General features: G+C 44.3%; 8 protein-coding genes. 7 read left to right on the top strand and 1 reads right to left on the bottom strand.

Features of this window, described 5'->3' with window-relative positions; all coding sequences use genetic code 11:
• Window positions 1-157 precede the first annotated feature (157 nt).
• From CCU_RS08920 to CCU_RS08905, 4 genes are all read left to right on the top strand, one after another.
• The gene (locus CCU_RS08920) at window positions 158-2,386 is read left to right on the top strand and encodes an ABC transporter permease (RefSeq protein WP_015534379.1); all 2,229 of its coding nucleotides are present in this window, start codon (window positions 158-160) and stop codon (window positions 2,384-2,386) included.
• A 113-nt stretch (window positions 2,387-2,499) separates the two neighbouring features.
• Window positions 2,500-2,919: an FtsX-like permease family protein gene (locus CCU_RS08915; protein ID WP_208896134.1), complete on the top strand. Its 420-nt coding sequence runs from the start codon at window positions 2,500-2,502 to the stop codon at window positions 2,917-2,919.
• Window positions 2,920-2,927: 8 nt separating this feature from the next.
• Window positions 2,928-3,596 (top strand): ABC transporter ATP-binding protein, encoded by a 669-nt coding sequence (locus CCU_RS08910; RefSeq protein ID WP_055280349.1) that lies wholly within the window; start codon window positions 2,928-2,930, stop codon window positions 3,594-3,596.
• Between the two features lie 1,079 nt (window positions 3,597-4,675).
• Complete coding sequence (locus tag CCU_RS08905; RefSeq protein ID WP_015534376.1) at window positions 4,676-9,310, top strand: glycosyl hydrolase; 4,635 nt, start codon at window positions 4,676-4,678, stop codon at window positions 9,308-9,310.
• Window positions 9,311-9,405: 95 nt separating this feature from the next.
• Here CCU_RS08905 and CCU_RS08900 read toward each other — a convergent pair whose 3' ends face one another.
• The gene (locus tag CCU_RS08900; protein WP_015534375.1) at window positions 9,406-10,752 is read right to left on the bottom strand and encodes an MATE family efflux transporter; all 1,347 of its coding nucleotides are present in this window, start codon (window positions 10,750-10,752) and stop codon (window positions 9,406-9,408) included.
• Window positions 10,753-10,953: 201 nt separating this feature from the next.
• Here CCU_RS08900 and CCU_RS08895 point away from each other — a divergent pair, with 201 nt between their 5' ends.
• From CCU_RS08895 to CCU_RS08885, 3 genes are all read left to right on the top strand, one after another.
• Window positions 10,954-12,348, top strand: coding sequence for a L,D-transpeptidase family protein (locus CCU_RS08895; RefSeq protein WP_015534374.1), 1,395 nt, complete (start codon window positions 10,954-10,956; stop codon window positions 12,346-12,348).
• 9 nt (window positions 12,349-12,357) lie between these two features.
• Entirely contained in the window at window positions 12,358-13,683 is a 1,326-nt protein-coding gene (gene hflX / locus CCU_RS08890) for a GTPase HflX (protein ID WP_015534373.1), read from the top strand.
• A 150-nt stretch (window positions 13,684-13,833) separates the two neighbouring features.
• On the top strand, window positions 13,834-14,046 hold a 213-nt coding region (locus CCU_RS08885), incomplete at its 3' end, for a hypothetical protein (protein WP_208896132.1).

The raw sequence follows: 14,046 nt of genomic DNA, 5'->3' as shown, positions 1-14,046 counted from the left end.
CTAATATAAAATGTCAAATAACAGGAGTCTCATATGTAGGGCTCCTGTTATTTTTTTGAAGAAGATTTAAGATTCCCATATATTGCGGAATATATGTATATAAGTTTATTATAAAAGCAGGGACAACATGGGGGATAATTTAAGATAGGGGGGACATATGAAAACAAACTTATTTCTGATAACAAAATACTGGAGATATCATAAAAAGCAGTTTGCGAGCATGCTTACCTCGATAGTGATATTAACGGCTTTCCTGTTGATTGCACTTTTGATGGAGAGAACAGAATGTAGACGGCAGTATGATGACAAGCTGCGGGGAAGTAGTAAGACATTTTACCTGTATAGCAATCTTGGCAGTGATGCATATGAGGAGATGTCACAAGACAAAAGGGTCAGCATGATCGGGCGTACGGCTATATGTGGAAAGCTGGGAAATGACAAAACACAGTATACATATGGTACATATATTGACGATACGGCAGAGGAGCTTGAGTATGTAAAGCTTTCGTCGGGAAGATTCCCTGAAAAAACCGGGGAGGCAGCAGTGTACGATTATGTGTTGGAGGATATGTTTTTTACTGTTGATCCTGACTCGTATGTTGGAAAGGAAGTAACATTTGACAGTTACGATTTGGATGATACATATCTGTTGAGAACAGGTAGACATGTGGGACAGATTACGTTTACTATCACAGGTGTATTGTGTACAGACAGCAGAAGAGATCTTAAGGAGAACAGAGTAGACTGGGGATCTGACCTTTCGGAAGTACAGATGCCAACTATATATCTGTGGCGGGATGACTGTGATTTGGATGAGAATACATTCGTATATACTGCTGTCTCACTGTATGGTGATGACGAGATAACAGAGCAGTCGGAGAGCGCTATGGAAGAGTTTGCGCAGGATTATTATGACAAAACTGGAATATGGCCAAGATCCGGCCGCAGCAGATCGGCTGCAGAAGATATCTGCAACATTACCCTTGGAAACGAGAAGCTTAACAGCGAAAGTTATCTGTCGGACTCTGTCCAGGGAATACTATATTTCAGTGTTATTGCTGTGATCTTGTCGGCTATATCCCTGTTTGGCGTGATGATAACTGTTATGAGCGAGAGGCAGAAATCCCTGGATATCGTGAGAGATATAGGAGCCAGCCGGATTAAAGTGGCTTGGATACATATATTGGAATGGGGAATCCTGCTGGTTTCAGGAGTGATATGCGGCGGAGTCGTTGGAATCACTGTATATGAGGTCATACTCGAGATTCAAAGTCGTTTTCTGAGGCTGCCTAAATTGCGCGGTTATACAGTGGAGTGGTGTGTACAGCAGATTACAGAAAATCCATTTGTAATCTCTGTTGTGTGTGCAACAGGTACATTTACTCTTGGATATTTACTTTTTTATATATACCTTCATATAAAATCAAGAAGACTTATAAGAAGAGATCGTGTGAGATCATTCGGGAGAATCAAATCGGTGGTTTCCGGTATTCCATTTGCAAATATAATGCAGATGTTGTCTGTTGCCCTGATCCTGTTTGCGGCGGTGATGTGCTACGCATTCTGCTCTATGGACGGCAAGGGAAAAGGATATTTTCACAATGATGATCTGGACAGAGACACATATTATACATATGGACAATTGGATATGGAAACCAGTGATGTAGATATATGCCTTTATGATCAGGGGTCGGGGATTACTGGTGGAGTATTGCTTACAGATACAGGACTTACTGAGGATGGGCGCAAGAGCATTGCGGATATGAACGAAGTAAAGTCAATAGAGAGTTTCTCCACAAACGATGGCTTTGATATATTTTATGATAGAAATGACGAGGATATTCCGGATGGATTGTGGCAGGCGGAGGTCCAGTTTCCGGAAGATACAGAAGAATTCTATCATGCAGACGATAGATTTTATTTCAACGTTCCAGCGATATGGCTGGATGATAACGGAATGAGAAAGCTGGATAAATATGTAAAAGAGGGGTCAATAGGTACCCATGAAAATGGTGTGGCGTGTGTTGAATATGAATATGACGGAATGACCGCGGAGTCGCCATATAAGATAGGCGATGTAATGCATACAATGACAGTGAACGGAAAAGGCGAATACAAGGAGACTGTTGAAATCGTGGATGCGATAATTGTGATTCCGGAGACCACAAAGGAGAGCGATCCGATATTGTATGCAGGTCTTGGCAGAGCTTCACAGTATGGATATGCAATAGTGGCCTCACAGGACACAGCAGTCAGTATTGGGATGTTTAAGACATGTTATGACGTTACATATATATCTCTAAGCAACAGGGGAGATATTGATAGAGTTGTATCCAGGTTTGCTGACATATTGGACTCTTCAATGGAACTCAGGATACAACGATAGATGAGTGTGATAAGGAGTATCGTGAGGCATATATATCACAGTATGCGAGCACAATATGTCTGTTCTTTATTCTTCTTATCATGGCGGCATGGGGATATTGGGAACTTGTCACCATGCGTTACCAGAATGGCAGGCGGAACGTGGCGATCATGCGGGCTCTTGGAATGGAGAAGCGCTCATGGAACATGACGTTTATATGGCATAACATAAGAAATGCCCTGGTATCATGTGCTGTCGGAGCCGGTATGGTGTATGGCATGAGATGGCTTTTGCGCTACAAGTACGAACAGGCGCTAAACATGTTCAACTGGCCGGAGACAGATTTATGGAACGTCGATGCAGATGTTATAAAAGAGGTAACGAGACTCCAGCATGTATTTCTATTCGACAGCGAGATATTTGTTGTCCCTGTGGGAAGAGCGTTGGTACTGATAGGAACATTCCTTGCTGTGATTTCGACGATTATTACGGTGCTGGTCATTCATAAGAAGAAATCGGAAGAGATAATTGATGATCTGGCTGAAAAAGAGTAAGGGGGACGATGCATATGATTCAGATAAAGGATTTAAATAAGACGTATGGTGAAGGAACAAATGCTGTTCATGCACTTCGCAACTGTAACGTGGAATTTGAGTATGGAAAATTTACGGCGATTATAGGAACATCAGGCAGTGGAAAGTCAACATTGCTGCATCTGATGGGCGGACTGGATACAAAGGCAGAAGGAGAGATATTCTATGATGATGAAGATATACTCAGATATTCAGATGCACAGCTTGCAAAATTCCGCAGAAAAAATATAGGTTTCGTATTCCAGTTCTTCAATCTGGTGCCAGAGCTGACAGCAAAGGAAAATATATTCCTGCCAATGATGATAGATAAGGTTAAGGTAGATGAGGAGTACTTTGATAAGCTTACTGAAAAACTTGGAATTTCAGAGAGACTGACACATTATCCGTCACAGTTGTCCGGTGGACAGCAGCAGAGGGTTGCGATAGCCAGAGCGCTCATACACAAACCAAAAGTGTTGCTCTGCGATGAACCTACCGGAAATCTGGACTCTCAATCAGGAAAAGAAGTCCTGAGACTGCTTAGAGAACTGCAGAGTGAAGATGGACAGACTATAATTATGGTTACTCACGATGGAAATATAGCAGATCAGGCCGATCGTATCGTAAGGATAGAAGATGGACAGATGAAATGTGTATAATATTCACGCAATTATATACATAAAAGACAATTTGGTGATAAAACGCAACAACAATGACAATAAAATTGATAAATTGTCAAAAAATATGTTGACGATTTGCCTTGCATCATGTATAATAAAGGTACATTAAAGAACGGCCATTTGAAAAAGATACAGATGGCACACCATAGATTGTCACCCGTGACACGTAACATGTACGAAGTTATCTCAGAGATTTATAGAATCGTGAAAAAGACTTTACACATGGTGCGCAGGAAACAGAGATCCGTGGTACAAGTTCACGAAAGGAGGAGGTTCCGTTGGAGACAATTGAAGAACATTTTTATCATGATGGTAACTCAGAACTGGGAAGTTGTTTCCACACGAGATGCCTTTAAGATAAATCTTGAATCAGTCCACATGTAGATGCTGTATATAGCATGATTGAAGTGCCAGGACGCAGGTATTTGATACCAGATTTGATCCATCGTGATTGTTCACAACACAAGATATGAGTGGTGTTTCAAGGGCATCAGGTCATATCACATACCGCAAGACCAGTGCTTATAAGAGGTTGGTACATATACAAGTTCATGCAGTGCATGTTATGAGTAGATGCAATTCGTACCCTGATAGTTTATATTCCGGTAAGTTTAATCTCTAGGCACAACGAATTTTTTCATAGATATTTATAATATAGTGGAAGAATCAATGGCATGTGTGGAAGCATTCAGATATTTTGATTAGATACTTCAATATTTGAAAAATGAATAAACTAATATAAAGCCAGTTGGTATTATGCCAGCTGGCTTTTTTATGTATTAATTACAACGTGTGTTAAACCACTGATTGCCCGCTCTGCGAGCTGTAACAATCCGTGCGGTAACAAGAAACTAATATTAATTGCAAATAACTTAAATTATTGACTAATATGGCGTGCAAAAGCAATAAAAAACAACTTAAATATTCGGTAATTAATGACATGTTCAACAATTAAAAAATGAGTTAATATAAGTATATGTATAAATATTAATCACGAATTAGGCTGTTCGTGGTGAGTAAAGTGGAGGAATATCACAAAAAAGAAAGGGTAAGGAAATATGGTGAGATTTAGAACAAGACTTGTTGCTGTGACATGTGCAGTTGCAATGGTTGGCTCATTCTGGGGAAGTGCAGGGGCAATAGTCTCAGCTGATGCAGCAGATCCGTCTGCGGAAATGGCGTGGAGCATCACTACAGACAAACTGGTATTTGACACTGGCGCAGATGCCAAGTGGACAGATAAAATTTATGCCAGCAATGATGAAGGTACATACCCAGAGTTAGGCAGGATCGATGATGTGTCTGTGGGTAAAAAGGCTGTGCTCACGGCAAATGTAACACTTAATGGGGATTTTTCAGGATTGGATGGTGCGGAGGCTGCTGACGGAACGTATAATGCGATCCAGCTTTCCTGTGCAATCAAGACTGGCGATGGATGGACATACACCAAGTCTGATGATTATCCATTCCTTAAAGCGGAAAATTTTACAGATGGCAAGACACAGGTATCATTTGCATTTGATGTGGAGGATACAGGAGCTGCGAACGAGATAATATTCCAGTACAATTCAAACTCTGCATATACTGGAACAATATCAATATCTGATGTAGAGATTCAGAGTGATGATTCAGGAGAGGAGCCTGGTGGTGGAGAAGAGCCAGGTGGCGGATCATCAGCAACAGGAAATGTGACAGGTGTGGCAGCACCTTCGATCACAGACAATACAGTATGGAGCAGTTCAGATGCAGTTCTCACATTTGACGCTGCTTCAGATACGACATGGAAGGATAAGGCGTACGCCAGCAATGACAGCGATACATATGCTGATATGGCGAGAATAGAGGGTGCAACTGTAGGTGAAAAGGTGAAACTCACAGCTACGGTTTCACTTGATGGCGATATATCAGGCCTTGACGGTGCTGAGGCGTCAGACGGATCATATAATGCGATCCAGCTTGCTTGCGCTATCAAGGCAGGCGACAGCTGGACATATGTCAAGTCAGATGACTATCCATTCTTAAAGAGTGAGAACTTTACAGATGGCAAGTGCAGCGTAGAGTTCAACTTTAACGGAGTGGATGCAGGCGATGTTCAGGAGATCGTATTCCAGTACAATGCAAACTCAGCATTTACAGGAAAGGTTCTCATCGGCGGCGTTGCAGTTGACAAGGTAGAGAGTGGCAAGAAGCCGACTACAACTGAGACAGAGGCTGGAAACTTCGCAGATGCAAGCCTTGTATTTGACACAGCGAGCGATGCAAAGTGGACAGACAAGGCATTTGCCAGCAATGATACAGAAAGCTATACAGATCTTCCTACAGTAGACAATGTCAAAGTTGGAGCAAAGGCAAAGCTTACAGCTACAGTTTCACTTGATGGCGATATATCAGGCCTTGACGGCGCTGAGGCATCAGACGGATCATACAATGCGATCCAGCTTGCATGTGCCATGAAGACAGGCGACAGCTGGGATTACGCCAAGTCAGGCGACTATCCGTTCATCAAGGCTGAGAACTTTGTCGATGGCAAGTGCGATATATCATTTGCATTTGATGTATCAGAGGTGGGAAATGTACAGGAGATCGTATTCCAGTACAATTCTAACTCAGCATATGCTGGCAAGATCACAATAAGCAACGTTAAGGTACTTGATGTTAAGGAGAGCAGCGGCGGACTTGAGCAGAGAGATCCTGCTGTGATCTCAGATCTCTCATCGGCTGAGGATTATGACAAGTGGAGCACAGAGGCCGGATATGCATACAAGCACGGCGATGCAGCCAACAAGGCCGGTAATGCCACACCTGACATATCATATGACAGTGCAAATGAGAGACTTAAGGTTTCTGTTGACTACTCAGCAGATTCAACTTCCTCATGGAGTGAGGCAAAGGTTAAGTGTGTTCCTACAGAGGCTATGGATGTGAGCCAGTACAACCAGCTCAGTGTGGATATAATCTACCCGGCAAAGCTCAAGGGAAGCAAGATCAAGTTTTTTGCAGATGGAATAATAAATAAAGATACGACCATCGATGATGATGCAGAGGATATCGGCGATGGATTAAAGAAGGTTACAGTTACTATGGGATTTACTCCTACAGATAAACCACTCAGAGATGTGACAATAGGAATCATAGGAAGCAGCACAAGCTTTAAGGGAAATGTATATCTTGATAATCTTGTTCTGTCACAAGCAGATACAACAAAGGATTTTGTCGAGATAACAGAGACTCCTGGTGCTGGTTCACCAGTGGATCTTTCACAGATGCCATCATCAGTTAGAGTGAGCGATGCGAATGCAGCAGACAGTGCAAAGGCACTTGCGGCATACCTGAATACGCTCATGAACAGTGATCAGGTTCTGTTCGGACATCAGAATGATGTGAGCAGAAGCGTAAATCCACAGGCGTCACTCGGTGATGTATATGATGTGACTGGACAGGTCAGCGGTGTGTTCGGAATCGACTCACTGGCAGTTACAGGCTCGGAGGCAGGCGGTTCAGACGCGGCTTCGGCACTGGCAAACTCAGTGGCATACAGCAAGACTGCAGCGGCAAATGGTGCGATCGTGTCATTGTCAATGCATATGCCAAACTTCTCCAGCTCCAAGATAGTGAAGAACTCGGATGGAACATACAGTTTCTACGGATGTGATTTCTCAGAGTCCAAGGATCTATCAAATGACATAGTAAAGCAGATTCTCCCAGGTGGAGAGTACAATGAGGTATTTACAGCTTACCTCGATGTGATCGCAGACTACGCATCACAGCTTCAGGCTGCCGGAATACCTATCATGATCAGACCATTCCACGAGAATACAGGAAGCTGGTTCTGGTGGGGATCAATGAACACAGCTGAGACATACAAGTCTCTCTACAGATATACCAAGGATTACATGGAGCAGAGCGGTGTACACAACCTTCTCTGGGTATACTCGCCAAACGGACCTGTAACATCAGAGGCAGCTTACGTGTCATACTATCCAGGCGATGAGTATGTAGATATCCTTGCATTTGACTATTACAACGATTACAATTCGTACCCTGCAGCAGCAGACAACTCTTTCTTTGACAGTCTTGATACAACATGTAATATCGTGTCATCAATAGCTGCAAAGAGAGGCAAGATACCAGCCATCGCTGAGTGCGGTGTCAGAGTCATGAAGAAGGACGGTTCAGACAACGAGGGACTTCTCGTAAAGGGTAATCCGGTTGGAACAGAGGCTTCAGGAAAGAACTGGTATCAGGAAGTCAACGACATTGCGAAGAAGAACAACATGCCATACTACCTTGTATGGGCAAACTTCGGAGACAGCAACTTCTATGTACCATACAAGTATGATGCTACACATGGACAGGAGCTTATCAATGACTTCATAAAGTATTATAACGACGACTCATCAATATTTGGTGGAGACACAGGATTCTACAACAACATGGGAACCCTTGCAGGAGTATCTGCAAATACATACACGGGCCAGATGGGTTACATGGTATATCCATTTGACAGAGATACCATCCTCAAGGCGACAACACTCAAGGCTGGTGTTAAGAATGCATCAAAGGTTCAGTTCATTATCAACAATCCTGATACAGGTGTTAAGCTTACACTCAACGCTGAGGCTGGAGCCGAGATTGCCGCTGCAGGATCAGAGCCAACACTTTACACGGCTGATCTTACAGAGAAGAATCTCAGCAAGCTTGGAAAGACAGATACAGCAACCATCACACTCTTGGCAGATGGCGAGCAGCTCGCACAGCTGTCACACATAAGCCTTGGAAAGGCCAAGGATAAGGCTCCTGCAAATGTCATCGAGGACTTCGAGTACTATTCAGGAAGCGACGGACTTCTGGATTCCACATACACATCTAACTCAGCCGCAGGATGCAGCTCAAGCTTTGTTCTTAACAAGACACATAAGAACGGTGGCACATACGGCGGTGCGTTCAAGTATAAGCTTGAGACAAATGGATCAGAGGTGTGGACAGGAAGGATTAAGTCAGAGCTTACAAACAATGATTTCTCAAAGTATAATGCGCTTGAGATGTGGGTACAGCCGGACGGTATGGGACAGAAGCTTGTGATCCAGATCACAGATGGAAGCGGCGAGGAATTTGAGGTATACCTCACAGATTTTGTAAAGGGAACAAAGGCACAGTATGTTACTATTCCATTCAGCTCATTCAAGGGTAAGAAGGGTGGTACACTCGATGCATCGGATATAGTCAAATTTGCTGTATGGTGCAACTCGATCGTGCCGGAGGATCACACTGGCAAGTGGACAGTTGACTCAACTATCTACTTTGATGGAATCCAGGCAGTGAAGCTCACAGATGATATGCTCAAGAAGAATCCAGTGGACAAGAATGGACTTATCATAACAGACAAGTCACTGGTAAATAAGGATGAGGCAGATCCGGGTAAGGACGATCCAACAACAGAAGATCCAACAACAGAGAATCCAACCACAGAGGATCAGACTACCGAGGCTCCAACAACTGAGAAGCCTGGCAATGACGACAAGACAACTGAGGCTACCACAGCAGCAACAACGGATGGAAGCACAGGTGGAAATGGACAGAACGTGGTAAATACAGGAGATAAGTCACCTGTAGACGTAATGTTTGCGATAATGATAGCATCACTTATCATGGCTGGTGCAGGCTATATCGTTATCAAAAAGGATAAGAAGTAATACTCATTTTAGCCATACAAAGAGCCTCACTGTCGGCGGTGATGAAGACCACCGGCAGTGGGGCTTTATTTGTTGGTTTATATTTGTATGCAATATCAGTTTGCAGCACGTCTCTTCTCAACAAGCTTCTCCACAGGGGTTGTGAGATACATTATAGAGAGCATCAGCGTACAGCAGAACCAGATGATAGGCTCTGTGATGGTAACACCCAGATATCCAAGTCTTGGAGTGAGTATCATAACCGCAAGTACCTTGCCGATCAGCTCTATAGTGGATGACATGACCGGAACGATCTTCCTGCCCATTCCCTGCATTGCACATCTCAGGACGAACAGAGGACCAAGTACATAGAAGCACGTCACGCCGATCCTTACATATCTCACGGCCGGATCTATGATGGCACTGGCAGATGTACCTGCAACCAGCTTTATAAGTGCCGGGCTGAGCAGCCAGCCGAATATTATCATGACAGTGGTTATGATCGTGTTTATGATGATCGCAGCCCTCACACCCTGATGTACCCGGTCGTATCTGCCTGCGCCCATATTCTGGCTTACATATGTCGTCACGGCATTTCCTACTATATATAACATGAACATGAGGATATCAAATATCTTTCTTGCCGCTGTGTGGGCGGTTACTATATCAGTTCCGAGTCCATTGATGGCTCTCTGGAGTATGACCGTTCCGATGTTCACTATACAGCTCATAAATCCCATGGCAAGTGCGGACTGTATGAGGTCTGACCGGTCACTCTTCTCTACGGAGTATTCATCCTTCTCCGGAATCAGATGCTTGGCCTTCACAAGTATATAGATCAGGGCAAGTATGCCCGCCAGCGCCTGTGATATATCGGTGGCGATGGCTGCACCTCGTACTCCCATGTCAAATGCCCTTATAAACATAAGATCCAGAACGATATTGAGTACAACTGATATACCGAGGAATATAAGAGGTGTCTTGCTGTCTCCGACTGCACGCAGTATGTTGGCGCACAGATTATATAATGAACAGAATATGATTCCAACGATTATGATTATAACGTAGCTTGCTGCCATATCCAGTATGTCGTCTGGTGTTTTGAGAAGTACCAGGATAGGCCTTATAAATATGAGACTCAGAACGGTCAGGACAATGGATGCCAGCAGTGTCATGATGGCCGATGCACCGATACATCTTCTCATATTGTGATAGTCCTTTGCACCATAGTATTTGGCTATAGGGATGGCAAGCCCCATGGTTCCGCTGTTGAGGAAGCCTATTATCATATTCGAAATGACTGAGGTTGCGCCAACCGCGGCGAGTGCCTGTGAGCTTACGTAGTTGCCCACGATGGCTGAGTCTGTAAAACTGTATAACTGCTGTGCGATCTGTCCCAGTATCATAGGAACAGCAAATAACCATATGACTTTCATTGGCTTTCCGACTGTTAGATCTTTCATATATAATAAACCTCCTTAATTTTTGCGCCTGATATTCGATTGTACAACAGTTCGCGATAAAGTCAATGTGGTTTTTGCTTAATTTTAAAGAAAAATGTTTTATTTTGTTATATAAAATGTTATGTTAAAGTGTAACGATTAAAAATGGCTTGATTGTGCATACTAACATTTGACATATATTTATAGAAAGAAATGGAAAATATGGAAAAGAATAACAGACAAAAAAATAAGCGTAACAGGAAGAGACATGCGGAGCTCGAGAGAATTGCGTTATACGCAGTGGGAGTCATTCTGCTTGGACTGGTCATAGGCCTTGCTGTGAAAAACTATAGACTTAAGAGCAAACTGGATAATCATAATGAAAAGGACTCGGTTGCCACAGGAACATCGGCGGACAGTGATAATACGAATGGCGATGCCTCAGCAGCAACAACAGAAAAGGTTGCGGAACTCAAGGTTCAGGGAACTGTGGAATGTACGGACATAGCGGTTCCGGTGACTGAGCAGGAAGAGAATTATAATGGCGAGGATCTGGCGGACAATGGCTGTCCATACGCCATCAAGATAAACAGACAGGAAAATATAGTTACTATATACAAGCTGGACGCTGCTGGATATTACACTGTTCCGGTAAAGGCAATGCGCTGTTCGGTATCACCGGTGGGAGAGACTCCTGTCGGACTGTTCAACATACAGCTCAAGTGGGACTGGCTTGCACTGTTTGACAACTGTTATGGCCAGTATGTGTCACAGATAGATGGCGACACCCTGTTCCATTCCGTGCCTTATCTGGACACCACAAAGGATTCGCTTGAGACATGGGAATTCAACAAGCTTGGAACCGGGGCATCACTGGGATGCGTCAGACTGTGCGTTGCAGATACCAAATGGATATATGAGAACTGCGAGTCTGGAACATATGTTGATATATTTGACAGTGACTATTATGGCCCGCTGGGAAGACCTGTGCCGGTGACCAGACTGGATAACACTGATGAGACCGGATGGGATCCGACAGACATGGTTGAGGAGAATCCGACCGCAGGAACAGCCGTGATATACGGTGCGGAGAGCCACAGCATAAACCAGGGCGAGAACTATGACACAATGGCGGGAATATGGGCCTTCAATTCACAGCGTGAGGATGTAACGGATCAGTTGAAGGTTGAGGGAACCGTGGACAATATGAAGCTGGGAAAATATACAGTAAAGTACAGCTTTACAGATCAGGGCAGAGAGATATGTAAGAGTATCGAGATAACAGTGGAGGATGATGAAGCTCCTGTTATAACAAGGGTTCCTGTGGAGATAAAGCTGGAGAGTTACAATGGACAGGCTGATGAGCTTGCAGATCTTGTTGCATCTTATGTGAACGCACAGGATGGTGATACACTGATAAGGACAGGAGTGGCCACAGATGGCAATGGCAAGACTCTGGATGGACAGGCACTCACAAGTCTTGGACAGGACGTTATATGTGTGGCTGTTAACAAAATGGAGTCCAATGCGGGCAGCTATACAGTTGTGTGCTGTGCGCAGGACAGCAGCGGCAACAGATCATCCTATCACACAGTCACAGTCACCGTTGAAAAGTAGAGGTGGATCATGGCAGACAGGAAAAGTACAATTTATGATCTCGAAGCAGAGAAGATAAAAGAAAAGATAATCATATTTGCCGCCGATACAGGTGGATATACACAGAAAGAGGTCTCCTTGGAGATCCAGGCATCCCTGGATGAGCTCACGGAGCTCATAGACACAGCCGGAGCCGAGGTCGTGGGACGGCTGGTGCAGAACAGGGACCGCATTGCAAATGACTTGTATCTGGGAAGAGGAAAGGTTGAGGAGCTCAGGGAGATGATATATGAGCTGGGCGCCACAGGAGTGTGCTGTGATGACGAGCTGTCACCGGCACAGTTGATGAACCTTCAGGACGCACTGGACATAAAGGTTATGGACAGGACAATGGTCATTCTCGATATATTTGCAGCACATGCTGGAAGCTACGAGGGCAAGCTGCAGGTGGAACTTGCACAGCTTAAGTTCAGAGCCACCAGACTTGTTGGTATGAGGGATTCATTGTCGAGACTTGGCGGTGGAATCGGAACGAGAGGACCGGGAGAGAAGAAGCTGGAGATAGACAGACGAGTCATAAGGGACAGGATCTCCAGACTGAAGGCGGAGCTCAGGAACGTTGAATCCCAGAGAAGCCAGCAGAGAAAGCAGAGACAGAGGAGCGCTGTGCCGGTTGTGGGCATAGTAGGATACACAAATGCGGGCAAGTCGACCCTGCTGAATGCACTCACGGGGGCAGGAGTATTACAGGAAGACAAATTATTTGCGACCCTTGATCCTACGACAAGAGGATACAAGCTGCCGGGGGGACAGAACATACTGCTCACCGATACGGTCGGTTTTATAAGGAAGCTGCCGCATCATCTGGTCGAGGCCTTTGGCTCCACTTTGGAGGAGGCAAAATACTGTGATGTCATCCTTCATGTTGTGGACGCATCGGATGAAAACTGGGATAAGAACATAGAGACGGTGTACGGCACATTAAAGCAGCTCAAGATAGATGAGAATTCGGGAAAACCTGTGATAACTGTATTCAACAAGATAGACAGAATATCAAAGGATGATCTGGTGGGTGTGCGCGATCTGAGAGCGGACAAGACTCTGTATATCTCGGCTGCCACGGGACAGGGACTCCCGGAGCTTGCCAATGCGATAGAGGAAATACTTAGAAATCAGAAGTCATATATAAGGCATACATTTGCATATTCTGAAGCAGGGCTCACAGGACTTATACACAAATACGGTGAGATCCAGACAGAGGAATATCTGGACGATGGCATATTTATAGAAGCTTATGTTCCAAAGTCAATACTTGGAAAACTTGGACTCAGTTTCGACGATGAAGCTGATTTTTAGTGCTGGCAATGTGGCGTATCAGGCGTTAACGTGCCATTTCACATTGCTTACATAATATGAAGAGATAATAAAAAATGTTTACATTTTATAAGTATTTGTGTAAATTTACAGAGGAAGGATAATGGTTATTCACACAGAAAGGGAGATATTATGAGTGATAATAACATGAATCAGATGCCGGACGGAATGAATCCTAACGGCGCCGATGGTCCACAGCCATCACAGAATCAGCAGGGTGATGCGGGTCAGCAGTATAGCGCAGACCAGCAGTATGCAGGACAGTATGGTCAGCAGCAGTACGGAGCAAACCAGCAGTACGCAGCGAATCAGCAGTATGCAGGACAGTACGGCCAGCAGCAGTAC

Origin of the sequence: Coprococcus sp. ART55/1 (assembly GCF_000210595.1) — a bacterium.
Lineage (GTDB): Bacteria > Bacillota > Clostridia > Lachnospirales > Lachnospiraceae > Coprococcus > Coprococcus aceti.
Note: the sequence above shows the minus strand (reverse complement) of the source record. Positions and strands in the feature narration are given on the sequence as shown.

Coding starts and splice junctions, on each gene's coding strand:
- CCU_RS08920 (WP_015534379.1), top strand. CDS start 158: ATGAAAACAAACTTATTTCTGATAACAAAATACTGGAGATATCATAAA.
- CCU_RS08900 (WP_015534375.1), bottom strand. CDS start 10,752: ATGAAAGATCTAACAGTCGGAAAGCCAATGAAAGTCATATGGTTATTT.
- CCU_RS08895 (WP_015534374.1), top strand. CDS start 10,954: ATGGAAAAGAATAACAGACAAAAAAATAAGCGTAACAGGAAGAGACAT.
- CCU_RS08905 (WP_015534376.1), top strand. CDS start 4,676: ATGGTGAGATTTAGAACAAGACTTGTTGCTGTGACATGTGCAGTTGCA.
- CCU_RS08910 (WP_055280349.1), top strand. CDS start 2,928: ATGCATATGATTCAGATAAAGGATTTAAATAAGACGTATGGTGAAGGA.
- hflX (WP_015534373.1), top strand. CDS start 12,358: ATGGCAGACAGGAAAAGTACAATTTATGATCTCGAAGCAGAGAAGATA.
- CCU_RS08915 (WP_208896134.1), top strand. CDS start 2,500: ATGCGTTACCAGAATGGCAGGCGGAACGTGGCGATCATGCGGGCTCTT.